Source organism: Nocardioides sp. HB32, assembly GCF_054058995.1.
In genome coordinates this window covers 49937-69893 of record NZ_JBSSBS010000001.1, presented here as the reverse complement: position 1 = coordinate 69893, position 19957 = coordinate 49937, and the positions used below count along the sequence as shown (strand labels likewise).

15 protein-coding genes are annotated in these 19957 nt (G+C 70.6%); 7 read left to right on the top strand and 8 right to left on the bottom strand.

The features are described from left to right. The first annotated feature begins 60 nt into the window (after window positions 1–60). The 6 genes from ACVW2K_RS00340 (at window position 61) to ACVW2K_RS00315 (ending at window position 8857) form a co-directional block, all read left to right on the top strand. Entirely contained in the window at window positions 61–3933 is a 3873-nt protein-coding gene (locus ACVW2K_RS00340) for a DNA-directed RNA polymerase subunit beta' (protein WP_028637319.1), read from the top strand. Window positions 3934–4551: 618 nt separating this feature from the next. Continuing rightward, a complete protein-coding gene (locus tag ACVW2K_RS00335; RefSeq protein ID WP_457201127.1) occupies window positions 4552–5865 on the top strand; it encodes a phospholipase D-like domain-containing protein in 1314 nt (437 codons plus the stop codon). A gap of 74 nt (window positions 5866–5939) precedes the next feature. Continuing rightward, window positions 5940–6443, top strand: coding sequence for a DUF4232 domain-containing protein (locus tag ACVW2K_RS00330; protein ID WP_457201126.1), 504 nt, complete (start codon window positions 5940–5942; stop codon window positions 6441–6443). Beyond that, entirely contained in the window at window positions 6440–6655 is a 216-nt protein-coding gene (locus tag ACVW2K_RS00325) for a hypothetical protein (protein ID WP_457201125.1), read from the top strand. Before ACVW2K_RS00330 ends, ACVW2K_RS00325 begins: the two co-directional genes overlap by 4 nt. Before the next feature lie 37 nt (window positions 6656–6692). Next, the gene (locus ACVW2K_RS00320) at window positions 6693–7958 is read left to right on the top strand and encodes a geranylgeranyl reductase family protein (protein WP_457201124.1); all 1266 of its coding nucleotides are present in this window, start codon (window positions 6693–6695) and stop codon (window positions 7956–7958) included. After that, entirely contained in the window at window positions 7958–8857 is a 900-nt protein-coding gene (locus ACVW2K_RS00315) for an NUDIX domain-containing protein (RefSeq protein ID WP_036570152.1), read from the top strand. The genes ACVW2K_RS00320 and ACVW2K_RS00315 overlap by 1 nt, the downstream gene beginning before the upstream one ends. Here the strand turns inward: ACVW2K_RS00315 and ACVW2K_RS00310 are convergent. The 8 genes from ACVW2K_RS00310 to ACVW2K_RS00275 form a co-directional block, all read right to left on the bottom strand. After that, complete coding sequence (locus tag ACVW2K_RS00310) at window positions 8820–9833, bottom strand: hypothetical protein (RefSeq protein ID WP_457201123.1); 1014 nt, start codon at window positions 9831–9833, stop codon at window positions 8820–8822. The genes ACVW2K_RS00315 and ACVW2K_RS00310 overlap by 38 nt on opposite strands. Beyond that, window positions 9830–11284 (bottom strand): substrate-binding domain-containing protein, encoded by a 1455-nt coding sequence (locus ACVW2K_RS00305; protein WP_457201122.1) that lies wholly within the window; start codon window positions 11282–11284, stop codon window positions 9830–9832. Before ACVW2K_RS00305 ends, ACVW2K_RS00310 begins: the two co-directional genes overlap by 4 nt. Continuing rightward, a complete protein-coding gene (locus ACVW2K_RS00300) occupies window positions 11284–12480 on the bottom strand; it encodes a hypothetical protein (protein ID WP_457201121.1) in 1197 nt (398 codons plus the stop codon). Before ACVW2K_RS00300 ends, ACVW2K_RS00305 begins: the two co-directional genes overlap by 1 nt. After that, entirely contained in the window at window positions 12477–13259 is a 783-nt protein-coding gene (locus tag ACVW2K_RS00295; protein WP_457201120.1) for a hypothetical protein, read from the bottom strand. Before ACVW2K_RS00295 ends, ACVW2K_RS00300 begins: the two co-directional genes overlap by 4 nt. Then, window positions 13256–14923, bottom strand: a complete 1668-nt coding sequence (locus tag ACVW2K_RS00290) for a hypothetical protein (RefSeq protein ID WP_457201119.1) — start codon at window positions 14921–14923, stop codon at window positions 13256–13258. Before ACVW2K_RS00290 ends, ACVW2K_RS00295 begins: the two co-directional genes overlap by 4 nt. After that, a complete protein-coding gene (locus ACVW2K_RS00285; RefSeq protein WP_457201118.1) occupies window positions 14920–17055 on the bottom strand; it encodes a glycosyltransferase in 2136 nt (711 codons plus the stop codon). Before ACVW2K_RS00285 ends, ACVW2K_RS00290 begins: the two co-directional genes overlap by 4 nt. Then, window positions 17052–17318 carry a hypothetical protein gene (locus ACVW2K_RS00280; RefSeq protein ID WP_457201117.1) on the bottom strand — a complete coding sequence of 89 codons (267 nt, stop codon included), beginning with the start codon at window positions 17316–17318 and terminating at the stop codon, window positions 17052–17054. Before ACVW2K_RS00280 ends, ACVW2K_RS00285 begins: the two co-directional genes overlap by 4 nt. A 188-nt stretch (window positions 17319–17506) precedes the next feature. After that, a complete protein-coding gene (locus tag ACVW2K_RS00275) occupies window positions 17507–18685 on the bottom strand; it encodes a cellulase family glycosylhydrolase (protein ID WP_457201116.1) in 1179 nt (392 codons plus the stop codon). Window positions 18686–18730: 45 nt separating this feature from the next. Between ACVW2K_RS00275 and ACVW2K_RS00270 the strand changes: the two genes are divergently transcribed. Next, the gene (locus ACVW2K_RS00270) at window positions 18731–19957 is read left to right on the top strand and encodes a hydroxyacid-oxoacid transhydrogenase (protein WP_457201115.1); all 1227 of its coding nucleotides are present in this window, start codon (window positions 18731–18733) and stop codon (window positions 19955–19957) included.

Here is a 19957-nt window from a genome sequence, read left to right as displayed (position 1 = left end):
CGCCCCCGCCCCTCAGTCCTCAGCCACACACAGAATTTCTAACGAAGGACAGCAGCCATCGTGCTCGACGTTAACTTCTTCGACCAGCTTCGGATCGGCCTGGCCACTGCGGAGGACATCCGCACCTGGAGCCACGGCGAGGTCAAGAAGCCGGAGACCATCAACTACCGCACGCTCAAGCCCGAGCGTGACGGCCTCTTCTGCGAGAAGATCTTCGGTCCCACCCGGGACTGGGAGTGCTACTGCGGCAAGTACAAGCGCGTGCGCTTCAAGGGCATCATCTGCGAGCGCTGCGGCGTCGAGGTGACCCGGTCCAAGGTGCGCCGTGAGCGCATGGGCCACATCGAGCTCGCCGCCCCGGTCACCCACATCTGGTACTTCAAGGGTGTCCCGAGCCGGCTCGGCTACCTGCTCGACCTCGCGCCGAAGGACCTCGAGAAGGTCATCTACTTCGCGGCCTACATGATCACCGCCGTCGACGAGGACGCTCGCCACCGCGACCTGTCCTCGCTCGAGGGCAAGGTCCAGCTCGAGCGCGAGCGCCTCGAGAAGCGCCGCGACGGTGCGCTCGAGGACCGGGCCAAGAAGCTCGAGGAGGACCTCGCGGCCCTCGAGGCCGAGGGTGCAAAGGCCGACCAGCGCCGCAAGGTGAAGGACGGCGCCGAGCGCGAGATGAAGCAGATCCGCGACCGTTCGCAGCGCGAGATCGACCGTCTCGACGAGGTGTGGAACACCTTCAAGTCCCTCAAGGTCCAGGACCTGATGGGCGACGAGATGCTCTACCGCGAGATGAAGAACTGGTTCGGCAAGTACTTCGAGGGCCACATGGGCGCCACGGCGATCCAGAAGCGCCTCGAGTCCTTCGACATCGAGGCCGAGGTCGAGTCGCTGCGCGACACCATCGCCAACGGCAAGGGCCAGCGCAAGGTCCGCGCCCTCAAGCGCCTCAAGGTCGTCGACGCCTTCCGCAAGACCGGCAACAAGCCCCAGGGCATGGTGCTGGACGCGGTCCCGGTCATCCCGCCGGACCTGCGCCCGATGGTGCAGCTCGACGGTGGCCGCTTCGCGACCTCCGACCTCAACGACCTGTACCGCCGCGTCATCAACCGGAACAACCGCCTCAAGCGGCTGCTCGACCTCGGTGCGCCCGAGATCATCGTCAACAACGAGAAGCGGATGCTCCAGGAGGCCGTCGACTCGCTGTTCGACAACGGCCGCCGCGGTCGTCCGGTCACCGGCCCGGGCAACCGGCCGCTGAAGTCGCTGTCCGACATGCTCAAGGGCAAGCAGGGTCGCTTCCGGCAGAACCTGCTCGGCAAGCGCGTGGACTACTCGGGCCGTTCGGTCATCGTGTCCGGTCCGCAGCTGAAGCTGCACCAGTGCGGTCTGCCGAAGCAGATGGCGCTGGAGCTGTTCAAGCCGTTCGTGATGAAGCGCCTGGTCGACCTGTCGCACGCTCAGAACATCAAGTCCGCGAAGCGGATGGTCGAGCGTGCCCGCCCGGTCGTGTGGGACGTCCTCGAAGAGGTCATCACCGAGCACCCGGTGCTGCTCAACCGCGCACCCACGCTGCACCGCCTCGGCATCCAGGCCTTCGAGCCGCAGCTGATCGAGGGCAAGGCCATCCAGATCCACCCGCTCGTCTGCTCGGCGTTCAACGCCGACTTCGACGGTGACCAGATGGCCGTGCACCTCCCGCTGTCCGCGGAGGCCCAGGCCGAGGCCCGGATCCTGATGCTGTCGACGAACAACATCCTGAAGCCGTCGGACGGTCGCCCCGTGACCATGCCGACCCAGGACATGATCATCGGTCTGTTCTTCCTGACGACCGACCGTCCGAACCAGCCCGGCGAGGGTCGTGCCTTCGCCTCGGTCGGCGAGGCGATCATGGCGTTCGACCGTGCCGAGATCTCGCTCCAGAGCCCGGTCAAGATCCGGTTCGAGGACGTCGTCCCGCCGCTGGAGCTCGCCGGCGACCTCGAGGGCCCGCAGCGGCTGACCCTCGAGACCACCCTCGGTCGCGCGCTCTTCAACGAGACCCTGCCCGTCGACTACCCGTACGTGAACTACGAGGTCGGCAAGAAGGCTCTCGGCGCGATCGTGAACGACCTGGCCGAGCGCTACACCAAGGTCGAGGTCGCGGCGTCGCTGGACGCCCTCAAGGACACCGGCTTCCACTGGGCGACCCGCTCGGGTGTCACGGTCTCCATCGACGACGTCACCACGCCGCCGGAGAAGGCCCAGATCCTGTCGGGCTTCGAGGCGCAGGCCGCGAAGGTCCAGACCCAGTTCGAGCGTGGTCTGGTCACCGACGAGGAGCGTCGCCAGGAGCTCATCGAGATCTGGACCCAGGCGGCCAACGAGGTCGGCAAGGCCATGGAGACCACGTTCGACCGCGCCAACCCGATCTACATGATGGTCGAGTCGGGTGCCTCCGGAAACATGAACCAGATCCGGCAGGTCGCCGCCATGCGAGGCCTCGTGGCGAACCCGAAGGGCGAGATCATCCCGCGGCCGATCAAGTCGAACTTCCGCGAGGGCCTGACGGTTCTCGAGTACTTCATCGCGACCCACGGTGCCCGCAAGGGCCTGGCCGACACCGCGCTGCGTACCGCCGACTCGGGCTACCTGACCCGTCGCCTGGTGGACGTCTCGCAGGACGTCATCATCCGTGAGGACGACTGCGGCACCGAGCGCGGCCTGCCCAAGCGGATCGGCGAGCGTCGCGAGGACGGCACCGTGGTCAAGGCGGAGAACGCCGAGACCGCGGCGTACGCCCGCTCCGCGGCCACCGAGATCACCCACCCGGAGACCGGCGAGGTGCTCGCCGGTGCCGGTGAGGACCTCGGCGACGTCAAGATCGGCGAGCTCGTCGCGGCCGGCATCGAGGAGGTCAAGGTCCGCTCCGTGCTGACCTGTGACGCCAAGACCGGTACCTGCGCGAAGTGCTACGGCCGTTCGCTGGCGACCGGCAAGCTCGTCGACATCGGCGAGGCCGTCGGCATCATCGCGGCCCAGTCGATCGGTGAGCCCGGCACGCAGCTGACGATGCGTACCTTCCACACCGGTGGTGTGGCGTCGGCCGACGACATCACGCAGGGTCTGCCCCGCGTGGTCGAGCTCTTCGAGGCGCGGTCCCCGAAGGGTCGCTCGCCGATCGCCGAGGCCTCCGGGCGGGTGGAGATCGACGAGTCCGACAAGGCTCGCAAGATCCTCATCACGCCGGACGACGGCTCCGAGGTCCAGGAGTACCCGGTCTCGAAGCGCTCGCGCCTGCTGGTCGCCGACGGCGACCACATCGAGGTCGGCCAGATGCTCACGCTCGGTACGCCGGACCCGCAGGACGTCCTGCGGATCCTCGGCGTGCGCCGGGCGCAGGAGCACCTGGTGGACGAGGTCCAGGCCGTGTACCGGTCGCAGGGCGTGTCGATCCACGACAAGCACATCGAGATCATCGTGCGGCAGATGCTGCGCCGGGTCACGGTGATCGAGTCCGGTGACACGAACCTGCTCCCGTCCGACCTGGTCGACCGGGTGCGGTTCGAGGAGGAGAACCGGCGCGTGGTCTCCGAGGGCGGCAAGCCGGCCTCGGGTCGCCCGGTCCTCATGGGCATCACCAAGGCCTCGCTGGCGACCGAGTCGTGGCTCTCGGCGGCCTCCTTCCAGGAGACCACCCGCGTCCTCACCGACGCTGCCATCCACGGCCGCTCGGACTCGCTGCGCGGTCTGAAGGAGAACGTGATCATCGGCAAGCTGATCCCGGCGGGTACCGGCCTCGAGCGGTACCGCAACATCCGGGTGGAGCCCACCGAGGAGGCCCGCGCCGCGGCGTACTCCGTCACGGGCTACGACTCCTACGACTACGAGTTCGGCAACGGCTCGGGTCAGGCTGTCGCGCTGGACGATTTCGACTTCGGGTCGTACCAGAACTGACGTAGGTCCCACCGAGGCCCCATCTCCGCTGTGCGGGGGTGGGGCCTTCGGCATTCTCTGCGCCGCTGTCGCGGCGCGGGGGTCGTTGTCTCCCTCGTCGTCTTGCGGCGTGCTGTGCCGGGCGCCTGCGGGGCTCCTTCGGGCCCGGCTCGTCGCTACCTCGCCGTGTCCTCGCTTCGCTCCGCCACGCCTCGGTCTCACGCTCCTTCGCAGGGCCCGGGGCCCGCCGGCGCCCAGCGTGCGCGCCCGGTCCTCGGTCGTGCCTCCTTGGTGGGGGCGGGTGTGGTGCTGCCGTCTGCGGCGGTTTTCGTCGCCGCCTCCTCGCTACCTCGCCGTGTCCTCGCTTCGCTCCGCCACGCCTCGGTTCGACGCTCGTGCGGCGGCGCCGACCGCCTCCGACGGCAGCCTGGACCGTCAGGTCCATCGGCGTGCTGCGTCCGAGGCCCTCCGACGCCCGCGCGCACGCCTGCTGCCTGGTCCTGCCTCGGGTGGTTGTTATGGTGTTTTTGTTCGAGGAACGTGTTGCGCAGTTCGTCTCCGACGGCATCCGCCACTCGACGACCACCGTCTCGGGTGCTCGTGCGCGCGTTGCCTGTGGGTGCGACGAAGGGGTGGGGTGTGAGCTCGACGTTCTGGACTGTGCTGCTGACGCTCGCGCTGGCGGGCTCGCTGCTGGCAGGGCCGGCCGACGCGGGGGCCTCGGCGGCCGCGGGGAAGAAGAAGTGGGCGCCGGCGGCGGGCGGGTTCTTCAACGACCCGTGGGGCGACATCGACGCGAAGTACCGGATCGAGCGGCAGATCGTGGCGGCGATCCGGCACGCACACAAGGGGTCCTACATCCGGATCGCGGTGTACTCCTTCGACCGGACGAACGTCGCGCAGGCGCTGATCGACGCGCACAAGCGGGGCGTGCACGTGCAGGTGCTGCACAACGACCACCAGTACACGAAGGCCATGAAGATGCTGAAGCACGCGCTCGGCACGAACCGTGGCAAGAAGAGCTGGGACTACACCTGCAAGACCGGGTGCCGGAGCGTGCAGGGAGTGCTGCACGACAAGATCTACCTGTTCGACCACACCGGGTCGGCGCGGGACGTGGTGATGACCGGGTCGGCGAACCTGACGAAGAACGCGACGGCCCACCAGTTCAACGACCTGCTGATCCAGAAGGGCGTGCCGGACCTGGCCAGGACGATGCTCGAGCTGTTCCGGCACCTGAAGAAGGACAAGACCGACAAGCCGCTCTACTGGCACCGGGTCATCAACAAGTCCTACCGGCTGTGGGTCATGCCGCACCCGCACACCAACGTGAGGAACGACCCGATCATGGACATCCTGCGGCCGGTCCAGTGCCGGGGCGTGGGCCGCGGCGTCGGCATCAACGGACGCACCAAGATCCGCGTCTCGATGCACGCGTGGAACGGCGACCGCGGCGTCTACATCGCGCGGCGGCTGCGCCACCTGTACGCGCAGGGCTGCAACGTGAAGGTGATGTGGGCGCTCGCGGGGTCCGGCATGAAGAAGGTGATCGGCATGGACACCAGGCGCGGGAAGGTGCGCCGGCACGCCAACGGCTACAACACCGACTGCGACCCGGAGCACACGGTCGACATGTACAGCCACCAGAAGTACATGACGATCTCGGGCCACTACGGCAAGGACCGCACGGCGTCCTTGGTGTTCACCGGGTCGAGCAACTGGACGCACTCCGGGATCAGTGGCGACGAGCTGATCCTCCGGGCCCGCGGGCCGCACCTGGTGAAGAGCTGGAACCGCAACTTCGACCACATCTGGACCAAGCGGTCCCGGCCGGTGGGCGCCGGCGGCGGCTTCCGTCCGGACCCGCCGGACTGCCAATGGCCCACCGGCGCGGAACGGCGCGCGACCGCGCAGGGGCTGACCTTCGGCGGTGCACACTGGGAGGACGACTGACGCAACCGGAGGGGCTCCCCGTGCATCCCATCGGTGGCGACCCGGTTGGCGGGTCCGGAGAAGGAGCAACACCGATGAGGACGATGTGGGGAGCCGCGCTGGCGGCTGTGGTGCTCGGAGTGACGGGCGTACCGGCGGTGGCGACGGGCGCGCAGGGTGTGCCGGAGTGCACGAACGCCGAGCTGGTGGCGTCGTACCACCAGACCGGGGCGGGGATGAGCCACGAGTACGGACGGATCGTCCTGACGAACCGGTCCGACCACGCCTGCACCGTGCGGGGGTACGGCGGCCTCTCGTACGTCGGGGGCGGCGACGGGACCCAGATCGGGGCGGCCGCGGACCGGGCGAAGAGCCGGGTGCGCACGGTGGTCATGCACGCCGGGGGCAAGGTGGTCAGCGCGGTGACCGCGACCGACACCTCGCCGTTCCCGCGGCACCGGTGCCGGCCGGCGCACGTGGACGGCTTCCGGGTGTACCTGCCCGACGAGACCCGGTCGCAGTACGTCGCGCACCCCACGACGGGCTGCCGCAACACGCGGGTTCACTTGCTCAGCCACAAGGCTTACCGTCGAGCATGACCCAAGCGCAGGACCGACCCGACGACGCGGCGACCGACGAGGAGGTCGAGCAGGAGCGCCAGGAGCGGCTGGACCCCGAGAACCGGCCCGGCGAGGCCGAGGTCGACAACACCGACCGGGAGTTCGACGAGGAGAAGGGGATGTTCACCGACTCCGAGGGCTACCAGGAGGCCGAGGAGCGGTTCCCGCCGATGGGGGAGCAGGGAGCCTGATTCCCGTCGCCGGCCCGTCGCCTGAGACAATCGACGGGTGAGCACTCCCGCGCGGACCGACGTCCTGGTCGTCGGCGCCGGCCCCGCCGGGTCGGCGGCCGCGGCGTGGGCGGCGCGCTCGGGCGCGGACGTGGTGCTCGCGGACGCGGCGTCGTTCCCGCGCGACAAGACGTGCGGCGACGGCCTCACGCCTCGGGCGATCGGCGAGCTCCAGCGACTCGGACTCGAGGACTGGCTGCGGGCGCACACGGTCAACCGGGGGCTGCGTGCGCACGGCTTCGGGCAGACCCTGCTGCTGCCCTGGCCCGGCCCTGGAGAGGCAGGTACCGGGCTGCCGGACTGGGGCTCCGCGGTGGCGCGCACCGAGCTCGACGACCACCTGCGCACGACCGCCATCAAGTCCGGCGCGACCGCGATCGACGGGCACCGCGCCGTCGACGTCCGGCGCGACGGCGACCGCGTCTCCGCGGTCGTGTTCCGCACGGCGGACGGCCCGGTCGAGATCGGCTGCCGCCGGCTCGTGGTGGCGGACGGCGTCCGCAGCCCGCTCGGCAAGGTGCTCGGCCGCGAGTGGCACCGCGAGACCGTGTACGGCGTGGCCGGCCGGTCCTACGTGGCGTCCGCGATGTCCGACGACCCGTGGATCAGCTCGCACCTGGAGCTGCGCGGTCCGGATGGCCCCCAGGGAAAGGGCAGGGTCCTGTCCGGCTACGGCTGGATCTTCCCGCTCGGCACCGGCGAGGTGAACATCGGCGTCGGCACGCTGGCCACCGCGAAGCGCCCGGCCGACGTCGCGATCAAGCCGCTGATGGCCTACTACGCCGACGAGCGCCGCGAGGACTTCCAGCTCAGCGGCGACCTGCGGATGCCGACCTCAGCGCTGCTGCCGATGGGCGGGGCGGTGTCGAACGTCGCGGGCCCCAACTGGGCGCTGATCGGCGACGCCGCCGCGTGCGTCAACCCGCTGAACGGCGAGGGCATCGACTACGGGCTCGAGACCGGCCGTCTGCTGGCCGAGGTCCTCGACGGGCACGCCGACCTCTCGGCGGTGTGGCCGGCGCTGCTGCGCGACCACTACGGCGAGTCGTTCTCGATCGCGCGCCGGCTGGCCGGACTCGTCACGGTCCCGCGCCTGCTGCCGACGCTCGGACCGGCCGGGATGCGGTCGGACTGGCTGATGACGCTCGCGCTGCGCTGGATGGGCAACCTGGTGACCGACGAGGACCGCGACCGCGCCGCGCGGATCTGGCGCTGGGCCGGTCGCCGCTCGATCGCCCGCGACCACCGCCCTCCCTTCAGCTGATGGCGGGTCTTCCCCAGCGGCAGCGGGTGGCGGCGTACGCGGTGATCCTGCGCGACGGCCAGATCCTGCTGAGCCGGCTCTCCGAGGCGGTGACGTCCGACGAGCTCTGGACGCTGCCCGGCGGCGGGCTCGACCACGGCGAGGACCCGCGCGACGCGGTGATCCGCGAGGTGCACGAGGAGACGGGCCTCGACGTCATGGTCGGCGAGACCGCGCGGGTCTACTCCGCGCACCTGCCGGGGGTGTGGCGCGAGGGACGGCGAGTCGACGCGCACGCGCTGCGGATCGTGTACGACGGCTGGGTGCCGCTCGACGCGCCCGCCCCGCACGTGGTGGAGGTGGGCGGCTCGACGGTGGAGGCCGGCTGGAAGGCGCTCGCGGACGTGGTCGACGGCACCGTGCCGGTCGCGCCGATGGTGCTCGAGGCGCTGGCCGACCACCAGCCGTTCCGCCACCAGCGCCTCGGCGCCTACGGGCTGGTCGTCCGGGACGGCTCCGTGCTGCTGGTGCGGATCTCGGGGAAGGGCTTCCACACCGGGTCCTGGACGCTGCCGGGCGGTGGCGTCGACCACGGGGAGTCGCCGCGGACCGCGCTGGTGCGCGAGATGCGCGAGGAGTGCGGCGTCGAGGCGGCGGTGGGCGAGCTGCTGACCGTGCACGACGAGCACTTCAGCGGCACCGCGCCGAACGGCCGGTTCGAGGACTTCCACGCCGTGGGCCTGGTCTTCGAGGTGGCGCTCGCGGACCACGTCGAGCCGGTGCTCGCCGAGGCGGACGGGACGACGGACGCCGTCGAGTGGGTCCCCCTCGCCGAGGTCGGTGCGGGCGGCCGACCGGTGCTGCCCCTCGTGACCGAGGCGCTCAGGACACCGGCGCCGCGGCCACCTCGCACACGTTGAGCCACGGCTTCACGTCGTTGTTCGTGACCATGTAGGACGACAGCACCCACAGCTTCTTCACGCCGCCGACCGACCACCAGATCCGCATCATCCCGTTGGTCGGCAGGTCGACGGGCCCGAGCAGACCGGTCACCGGGTCCCAGGCGAGGTCGGAGTAGTGGTCGACGTGCTCGCCGACCTGCCCCTCGCCGCGGACGTACTCGTAGTCCATGTACGAGTCGGGGTCGTTCGTCTGCAGCGCGACCGTCTGCTCGCCGTACCTCCCGGTCTCGCAGCGGAGCCGGGCCTCACCGAAGCCGGGGAGCGTGGTGGCGCTGGTGGTCTGCCGGGCGGCCTCGTCGTCGCCGTGCCAGCTCAACCCGAACTGCTGGTGGGTGTCGGTGTTCAAGGCCAGCGTCATCTTGCAGTACTGGCTGCCCGGGAAGGCGAACCGCTCCCAGTACCAGGTCAGCTTGAACGACGTCGCGGGCAGCGCCAGCGTGCCGCCGCCGGGCTGGTTGCGACCCGGGCGCTGGCTGATCACGCCGTACGCCGAGCCCTTCTCGTAGTCCTCGATCGGGGTCCTCTGGTTGAGCCCCTCGTGGGCCTGCGAGCCGGTGCCGCCCTTGCCGTCGTCGGCCGCGGTCGCGTAGGTGAAGATCCGGACATTTTTGACCGCGACCCGGTCGCTGCCGTCCTTGGTCTCGAACTTCGCCATCCACATCTGGGTCTCGGCGCGGCGGTCGTTCGCGTGCAGGCGGATCATCGTGTTGTTGGGCTGGCAGACCAGGTCCACCTGGCCGATGCCGGGGACGTCCGCGGTCTTCTGGTACCTCGACCTCTTCTGGTAGCCCTGCCACTTCACCACGATCCGGCTCTGCTGCTGGACCGCGCGCTCCTTCGCGGTCCGGCCGCCGGCGTACGTCGGTCCGACGCCGAGCGACGCGAGGACGAGCGCCAGGGACGCAGCCAGCGCGCCGAGGCGGGTACGGGTCATCGGGCAGGCTTCTCGCTCTGTACGGGTTCGGCGGGCGTGGTCGTGTCGTCGCTCGGCGCGTACAGCAGCGGCGCCTTCTCGCCCGTCAACCACTGGTCCTCCAGGGTCACGGTCTCGTCCGGCAGCGACACCAGGCGCGCGTCCCGGGCCAGCGACTGGGCGTTGCGCAGGTAGTGCGTCATGAAGTCCTTGACCTCACCGCGGGCGAGCGACCGGGTGGTCGTCGTGATCAGCAGCTGCCGGGCCAGCGGGTACTCGCCGCTGGTGATGGTCCGCTGGCTCGGGAAGATGCAGTTCATCCGTCCGTCCGGACGGGTGATCTCGAAGGGCCGCAGCTGGTCCTCGAACAGCTCGTAGTAGCTGAACCGGAAGTAGGCCACGTGGCCGCGGTAGGCGTTGTAGAGCTGACGGGCGTGGTTGATCCCGCCGTACCGGTTGTCGACCTTGCCGTAGTGGTCGAGCGCGGCGTTCAGCCGGTCCCGGGCGTGCGAACGGCGCACGAACGCCTTGTCCACGCGCTCCTGGTCCTTCTGCTTGTCCGCCACGCTCCGCTCGTCGCGGATGCCCTTCGCGCGCTCGGCGAGCGCGGTCTCGAGCTCGGTGCGGGCGGCCTCCATCTCGGTGCGGGCGTCCTGAACCGCCTGGTCGGCCTGGGCGCGGAGCCGGGCGGCGTCGTCGAACCGCGCCGCCTTGACCTGCATCCACGGCTTGCCGACGACGAACAGGCGGGCCTGCTCGTCGCTGTTCGCGAGGTGGTAGTCCGAGCGCAGGTCGACCCGTGACGGCTCCGGCGCGTCCAGCACATAGCGGCCGAAGAAGCCGAACCCGCTGTTGTCCGGGTCGGGGCCACCGACGCGCAGCGGCACGTCGTCGTAGCCGAGCGGCTCCTGGCTCCAGTTGGTGAGCGGCGAGCCGGCGCGGTAGAGGTCGCGCACCTGGTCGACGCCGAGGCAGTCGGCGCCCACGTCGGTCTCGGACTTGATCGCGATCACGATCGCCTCGGCGGCGACCTGGAACTGGACCACGTCGAGCCCGACGGCCTGGCAGGCCTCCCACTCGGCGCGGCTGATCGGACGCGCCGAGTCGACCAGGTCGATCTGGCCGGCGCACAGCTCCTGGTAGGCCTGGTCCTCACCGTTGTCGGCGACGTTGACCTGGACGGCGTTCGCGGTCGCCTCGTAGGAGTCGACCTCCCGGGCGGTGAGCGAGCCGGTGGTCGTGCCGTCGACGTCCACGACGCCCGACGGGCGCTGCGGCAGCGCGGCGTACGCCTTGTCGATGTCGCGCAACCGGGCCTGCTCGGCCCGGAAGTCGTCCGCCTGGCCCCGGCTGACCTGGTCGGTCGCCTGGTGGGACGGGTCCGAGCAGGCGGCCAGCAGCGTCAGCGAGACCGCTGCCGCGGCCACACCGGCCAGCAGGCGGGTACGTCGGTCGCTCGTCATCGTGCGCATCACTGGGCCCCCTGGTCAGGCGTGCTCGTGGGCGAGCTGCTCGGCGAGGAGGTCGGCGAAGCGCTGGGGCTGACCAGCGACGCGATCTCGTTCTCCTCCGGGGGGTAGTGGTAGCGCTGACCGAGCGGCAGGACCTCGAAGTCCTGGATCGTGAGGCCCTGGAGCTCGTTGCCGTGGATCAGGTTGTCGGTGACGTCGCGCTGGGCGTACAGGGTCGGCACGGCCGCGCGGTCGACGACGATCGCGCCGTACGTGCGCAGGCAGGCGACGATGGCGTCCGCGAGCCGCTGCTGCTGCTTGGTCAGCTTGATCAGCTTGCCCGTGATCGGGTCCCGCGGCTGCGGCAGCACCACGTCGCGCTTCAGGCGGATCCGGGCGCCCTCGGGGATCGAGGTCACCCGGCCGGTGCCGTCGGTCGAGGACGCGGGCTGCACGAAGACGTTGGCCGCCGGGCCCGGCAGGCTGATCGCCAGGGCGTGGTTGATCTCCCCGGACTCCAGCTCGCCGGGGCGGATCAGGCCGGCGAACAGCGGCAGGCCCGAGCCGCGCGCGCCCTCGGTCCACGGGGGGCTGTAGCCGGGGCCGTTGAGGTCCCACTTGCGCATGTAGTTGTAGGAGATCGTGTCGTCGTCCTCGCGGCGCGCACGCCACAGGTCGTAGGCGACCGAGGCGGAGGTGTCGAACACGGTGTACCAGCCGTCGTAGCGCGGGTCCGGGTCGACGTCGTCGGGGATGTTCAGCGTCGTCGTGTCGGACCCGTCGCCGCAGACCAGCTGGCGGCAGACCAGCGAGGTCGGCCGGCCGCCGGCGACGACCGGCACGGTCCAGCGGGTGGTGTTGATGTAGAGGCCGTCGTCGACCAGGATCCGCTGGTCGAAGAACGACCCGTCGGGGCGCTCCACCACGCCGACCCGCTCCTGCGAGAGGTCGATCATGTGCTGGGACGCCGGGTCGGTCCGGACGGAGTCGATCCGCCTGTTCCACGGCGAGGCGTCGTTGAAGAACCGGCGCTCGGGCACCACGACGCTCTTCGAGTCAGCCTGGTTGACGTTCACGACGACGTTGCCGCCCCTGCTGCCCGCGTCGTCGTCGTTGCCGCCGCAGCCGGCCAGCACCAGGGCCGAGGCCACGGCGACGACGGCGAGGACACGGGTACGGCGGCGGTGCATCGGGTTCCTGTTCGGCATGGTGGTCATCGGGCTCCCTCGTCCCCGCGGCTGCGGTTGAGGGAGGCGTCGGTCGCGTCGGCGACCCGGGAGACCGCGTCGCTGAAGACCGAGAGCCGGTGGCCCTCGTCGCCCGGGTCGTCGTCGAGGTCGTCGATGTCGCCGGCACGCAGCCGCGCGGCCGACACGATCGCGTGCGCCTCGCGGCGCGACTGCAGCCGGATCAGCTCGGCGTCCAGCTCGGCCTGGGCGGTCACCAGCTCGTAGCGACGGGTCGCCTCCAGCTCCATCGAGTCGAGGTGGCGCAGGGTGGCCTCCTCCGCGGAGCGGATCCGGCCGATCACCTCGGCGGCGATCTCCTCGACCGCCCGCGCGACCTCGACGCCGCGCTCGTCCGGGGCCGGAGGCCCCAGGACCACGACCGGGGCCGGCTCGGACTCCGGCTCGGGCTCCGGCTCGGGCTCGGGCACGGCCATGACGACGGGCTCGGGCGTCAGCGTCTTCGGGCTGCGGACCTTCTTCGGATTCTCCGCGGCCGGCTCCGGCTCCGGCTCGGGCTCGACCTCGGCGGCCGGCTCGGGCTCGGGCTCGGGCTCGGGCGCCGGTTCCGGTTCCGGTTCGGGTTCCGGCTCGTGGACCACCGGGTCGACGTACGTCGAGCGGCGCTGGACCGCCGGCGCCTGCTCCGGGTCCGGGGCCAGGGCGGCGCTGAAGTCGACCTTCCCGATCCGGGCGTCGTCGGTGAGCGCGGACAGCACGTCGTCGACCGAGGGCGGCGGCGCGATCCGGGCGTCCCGGTCGCCGGTCACGACGACTGCCCGAGCTGGTCGATCTGGCTGCTCTGCTGGTCCGGGGAGAAGCCGGCGGGCACGCCGACCAGCACGTACCGCGGCGTGCTGTAGACGACCTGGAGCTGCGCGTCGTTGCCGGCGGCGGCATCCGGGTAGAGCTTGGTCAGCAGGTCCCCGTTGTCCGCGGTCGACATCAGCAGGTAGTCGACGTACTCGGCCGGGTTGCGCGCCGCTTCCTTCCAGGGGCCGTCGGACCTGTCGACCCGGTCGAAGAACAGCTCGGGGTGGCCGGTCAGCATCATCACGGCGTACGTCTGGGCGTTGTCGGTCAGGATCGAGTTGTCCACCGAGACGTTGTTGCGGATGTACTCCGCCATCGCCTGCTCCGACACGATGCCGACCTTCTCGCCGTTGAGCGTCTCGGCGCCCTCCTGCGATTCGCCGGTCGTGAGCGCCGCCGCGAACGGTGCCTCGAGGTTCTGGTACCGGTAGGTCTTCATCTCGTTCAGCGTCCAGGGGATGCTGACCAGCAGGCCCACGATGACCACGGCGGCCACCAGCGTGCTGCCCTCCTCGGCCGACCGGGCGAGCCAGATCGCGCCGACCACCGAGAGCAGCAGGATCGGGAGCGCGTTGCGCATCAGCATCGGCGAGTCGGTCAGCCGGAGCGCGACCGCGAGCGCGGGCGTCAGGATCGCGGCACCGAGCAGCACACCGAGCCAGAGCGCGAACGGGTTGCCCCGGGCGAAGCCGGAGAAGATCAGTGCGGGCAGCACGATGATCGCGATCGGTGCGCCGTACAGGACCAGCTCGCCGGTGGCGCGGAGCAGATCGACGGCCGAGAACATCTCGAGGCCGCCGGACGCCGCGGCGTCGCTGCTCCGGGTGATCCACGAGAACGGGCTCAGCAGGAGGACCAGGTTGAAGACGGTCCACAGCGCGATGACGTACACCGTCGGAGCGGCGAACCCGACCACCGTCCCCTCGACCTCGGTGCCGTCGGCGCCGAGCCGGGCCAGGATCGCGCCGATCATGATCGCGCTCAGCACGAAGAACGTCAGCGACGAGTAGCCGGAGAGCGCGGCCACGGAGTAGGCGATGCCGGCGAGCATCACGAACCGCACGTCCGCGGTGATGTACCAGGCGAACAGCGAGCCCAGCCCCGTGACCACGAACGCGATCCACACGAAGTGGCGGGTGCCGGTGGTCGCGTAGAGCAGCACGAGCGGGTTCGCGCCGAGCGCGAGCAGGAGCGCGTACCGCAGCGGGCCGGCGACCAGCGCGCGGCGCATCATGGTGTTGAGGCCGACCATGGTGATCGCCGCGAAGATCGCCGAGGCGAGCGGTACGGCGGCCATCGAGGTCACGAAGCCGCGGAAGACCGCGAGCGGCGCGATGAGCAGGGTCGCGAGCGGCGGGTAGTCGAAGCCGATCGCGGACAGCTTGGCCGGGTCGTTGTGCCAGACCATCAGCGCGCGGTTCAGGCGGTCGAGGGTCTCGAAGCCGACCACGTGCTGGTCGACCACGACCCAGTAGCCGAACCACGTGTAGCCGACGGTGAAGAACAGGAAGACCAGCGCGCTCTCCCACCAGCGGCGGGGCACGTCGCTCGGCCGGCGGCCGACCGACTGGACGACGCCGCTGAGGCGCTCCTTGGTGTGGACGACGGTGGCGGTGCTCACGACTGGCCCGCCGATCCGTCGTCGAGGCCGTGGGTCGTCTTCTCCCAGTAGAACGGGTTCGTGAACAGCTGGATGAAGCCCTTCCAGGCGGCCCAGCTCATCAGGCCCCAGTAGACGGGCGACAGCAGGGCCGTGCGGGTCAGGCTGAACTCACCGCGCTGCAGGCTGCCGGCCACGCTGAGGTACACGAAGATGAAGTTGCCGACGAAGAGCAGGGCGCTCGCGACGTAGAAGATGATGCCCGGGAAGAGCTGCTGGATGATCCCCGCCTGGGTGAACACGTAGAGCGTGGTCAGGCCCCAGAAGATCGGGTTCAGCAGCAGCACGAACGCGGTCCCCATCGTGAGGTTGATGCTGAGGAACCCGCGCAGGCCGGTGGCCGCGAGCAGCTGGAACGGGTGCCGCATGTGCACCAGCCAGGTCTGGATGTAGCCCTTGTTCCAGCGGCTGCGCTGGCGGATCCAGTTCGGGACCTGGGAGTTGGCCTCCTCGAGCGTGGTCGAGTCGATCATCGCGGTGCGGTAGCCCTCGCGATGCAGCCGGATGCCGAGGTCGGCGTCCTCGGTCACGTTGAACGGATCCCAGGCGCCCAGCTCGCGGAGCTTCGAGGTGACGAAGTGGTTCGAGGTGCCGCCCAGCGGGATCGGCGACTCCGCTGCGCCCATCGCCGGGAGGATCAGCTCGAAGTGCATCGAGTACTCGTTGGCGAACCACGCGGTCAGCAGGTTCTGGTCCTGGTTGAAGTGGTTGAGCTTCGCCTGGACGCAGACGACGTTGTCGGCGACCCGGCCGAAGGCGATCACCGCCTTCTTGAGCTGGTCGGGGTCCGGCCGGTCCTCGGCGTCGAAGATGACGCAGTACGAGCCGGTCGCGAGCTGGAGGCCGTAGTTGCAGGCCTTGGGCTTGGTCTTCGGCTGGCTGTCGGGGACCACCACCAGGTGGAAGTGCGGCGGCAGCTCCATCGCACGGATCTTCGCGACCGTCTCCTGGTCGTCCTCCTCGCAGAGGAGCTTCACGTCGAGCCGGGTGCGCGGGTAGTCGAGCGCGTTGATGTCCCGCACCAACCGCGGCACGATCGCCGCCTCCTTGTAGAGCGGGACGAGGATCGTGTACCTCGGCAGGTGCCGCTCGTCGAGCGCCGCGATCTCCTCGTCGGTGACGTCGGTCTCGAGGTGGGTGCCGAGCGCCCGCAGGGTGAGCCGGAACTTGTAGAACGACACCACCAGATACAGCAGGCTGCAGGCCGCGATCACACCGATCACGGTGCTCATCGGCCAGATCACGCCGCACACCACGACGACGATCGCCACGAGCACGAAGGTCGCCTTCTGGCCCCCGGAGACGACGATGTGCGCCGACTCCTCGGGGCGGGTCTCCATCAGCAGCCGGGTCGACACCTCGGCGTAGTGGCGCGAGTGCACGTGCTGGATCAGCTGGTCGAGCTCGGTGCGGTTCGCGAGCAGCTGGCGGAACGGCGAGCCGAGCGCCTCCTCGACCTCGCCGGCCTGCTCCGCGTCCAGCGGGCGGGCGACGGCGAGCAGGACCAGCTCCTCGGTCGCGGCCACGGGCACCACCTGGAAGGCTTGGGCGATCGGCTCGGGCAGTCGGCGGGCCACCTCCATGTCGGGCGCGAACTCCGACAGGCCGACGCGCTGCATCTGGTACATCTCCGAGAGCGCGGCGACCAGGACGTCCTCGGTGATCGCCCCGTGCGAGACCAGGATGTCGCCGAGCGGGTCGCCGGTGCGGGAGTACTCGAGCATCGCGCGCTGCAGCTGGTCGTCGGTGATCAGCCCGCTGCGGGTCAGCATCTGGGCCATCTGCATCCGGGCCCGGCGCGCCTCCGGCGTCTCGACCTCGGTCTCCTGGGGCGGGTACACCGTGTCGATCGCCGAGACGATCTCGTTGACGGTGTGCCGCACCAGCAGCACCGGCCGGTCGATCCGCTCCGCCACGACGTGCGCGGTGATGGTGTCGTCGGCGTCCGCCGCAGCCACCAGCACGGTGCCGTCGACGGCCGCGTACGGCATCACCCGGAACGTGCGGCAGATGCCCTCGGGAATGAGGTGCCGCAGGTCCTGGTCGACACCGTCGGTGAGCCGCGGGTTCCGGCGGGTCTGGGTGGTGGTCATGTCGCCGTTCCTGCTCCGAAGCCATGGGCGGGTCCGGCCGGCCCGGCCGGGCCACCGCCGCCGCCGGCCGCGGGTGCGGCCTTCCTCTTCCCGCGGGGCCGCAGCACGGCGTACACGAGGTAGGCGATGGCCAGGGCGAGGAGCGGCGCGATCAGGAACGAGAGCAGCACGACGACGAGGATCACCAGCGTCAGCACGATGTCCACGAAGGCAGCGCCGATCGACTTGGCAGCCGGACGTGACGGGCTCGCCTGCACCGACATGATGCATCCCCCCTGCTCGGCGCCCCCCGGACGCCGCCTCGAATCGACCACCCCCATGGTGGACTCGATCGCTGTCACCGTAGTCGGCTTTCCGGCACATCCCGGAGCGGTCTGGTCCAGCGTTGATCGACTGTGGCAGAGACGTTGACGGGGCGTGGACCGGCTGTGGATCTGCGGGCCCGGACGGCCTACTCCTGGTGGCCCGTGAGCCAGTTCCTGGCGGCCGTGCCGTACGCCGTCGGGTGGCCCCGCTCGTCGGTCACCAGCGCCATGGGGTCGGCCGGATGGTCCGCCCAGACCCAGAACAGCGCCCCGAGGTTGTGGGCGTCGGACCAGTCCAGGTAGCGCTCGACGTACCCCTGCTCCGGGTGGTCGGCGCCCAGCTCGGAGGTGAGCACCGGGACGCTGTCGGCCAGCTGGCCGAGGATGCCGTTCCAGCAGTCCTCGTCCGCGCACTTCTTGAAGTCGTAGGAGTGGAAGGCCGCGACCAGCTGGTCGTCGTCGGGCGCGAACTCCAGCCAGTGGCCGAGGTCGTTGGCGTAGTCGAGCCCGCCGAGCAGCACCGGCTGCTCGGCGCCGGCGTTCCTGATCGCGGAGACGACCGCCGCCATGCCCTGCACCGGGTAGGTGACCCGGCCGGTGGACGCCGTCTGGTCGTCGTCGACGGGCGCCTGGCAGCCGCCGTCGCGCCAGCACTTCCAGGTCAGGTCGAACACCGAGCGGGTGCCGCTGGCGTTGTAGCGCGAGTAGGGCTCGTTGAATGCGTCGAACATCACCGACTGGTTGCCGGCGTACGCACCTGCGACCGAGGTCCAGAACGCGATCGACTCCGAGTCCGGCATCGCCAGGTTGCCGAACTCCGGCTGCCCGATCCGCTTGCGGCTGTGCAGGTCCAGCACGACCACGATGCCCTCGTCGTTGAGGGCGTTGACGAACTCGTGCACCTCGGAGCGGTAGCCGTCGACGGTGCGCTCCTCGTACTGGTCGCTGACCGGAGCGCCGCGGGTGCCGAGCCAGCAGTCCTGGTTCAGCGGCAGGCGGACCGTGTTCGCGCCCCACTTGGCGATCATCTTCGCCTCGGTCGCGTACGGGTCGCGGGCCACGACGTTGTCGAGCGCGGAGTAGCCCCAGCCCTGCGCACAGGCGTACTCGAAGCTGCTCCAGTTCACCCCGCGCGGGACGAACTCGCGACCGCTGCGGGCGTCGACGATCCGATTGCCGTCGACGACGGGCTGCGCGGCGCCGGTGTCGGGCGCGGCGAGGGACGCGATCGGCGACCTCAGCTGGGCGTACAGGGCGCCCCCGGAGACGAGCACGACGACGACCGCCAGCACGACCCACCGCGCACGGCGCCACACGTGACGCATGGAAGCCCCCCTCTTCGCCGCGCCCCAGCCTAATAGGTTGGCAGGGTGAGCGAGACCGTATTCACCTATGCAGCCCCGGCCCTGAAGTTCGGCATCGGCGCCGCCGCCGAGATCGGGCACGACCTCACGACGTACGGCGCCCGCCGGGTGCTGCTCGTCACGGATCCGGGCGTCGCCGCCACCGGTCACCCCGCGCGGATCGCGGAGCAGGTCGCCGCCCGCGGGGTCGAGGTCACGACGTACGACGGCGTGCACGTCGAGCCCACCGACGAGTCGCTGCGGGAGGCGATCGACTTCGCCCGCGATGCCGGCCCGTTCGACGCGATCCTGGCCGTCGGGGGCGGGTCGTCGATCGATACCGCGAAGGCCGTCAACCTGCTCACGACCAACCCCGGCGAGCTGCTGGACTACGTCAACGCGCCGATCGGGAAGGCGCTGGCGCCGCGGGAGAAGCTGCTGCCGCTGGTCGCGGTCCCGACCACGACGGGGACCGGCGCGGAGAGCACCACGATCTGCGTGCTGGACGTGCTGTCGCTGCACGTGAAGACCGGCATCAGCCACCCGGCCCTCCGGCCCACGCTCGCGGTCGTGGACCCCCTGCTGACGGTGACCCAGCCGGCGTCGGTGACGGCGGCGGCCGGCATGGACATCCTGTGCCACGCGCTCGAGAGCTGGACGGCGCGCTGGTACGCCGACTTCGACGCCAAGCGCCCCGAGCAGCGGGTGCCGTACTGCGGCGCGAACCCGATCGCCGACATGTGGGCCGAGAAGGCGATGACCCTGCTCGCGGGGGTCTTCCGCGACGCCGTGCGCGACGGGAGCGACCTGGCCGCCCGTGAGCAGATGGCGATGGCGGCGACGTTCGCGGGCCTGGGCTTCGGGAACGCCGGCGTGCACATCCCGCACGCGAACGCCTATCCCATCGCCGGCCGCGCCGCGGAGCTCGTCCCGCACGGGATGGCGGTCTCGCTGACCGCGCCGGAGGCGTTCCGCTTCACCTTCGACGCCGCGCCCGAGCGGCACGTGCACGCCGCCCGCCTGCTCGACCCGTCCGCGACGCCGGGGCCGGACGCCCTGCCGACGGCGCTGACGGCGCTGATGCGCGACATCGGCATCCCGAACGGCCTGGCCGCCGTGGGGTACGGCGCGGCCGACGTGGACGACCTGGTGGCGGGTGCCCTCCAGCAGCAGCGGCTGCTGGCGACCGCGCCGAAGAGTCCCACGGACGAAGACCTTGCGTCGGTGTTCCGGGGCTCGATGGAACACTGGTGA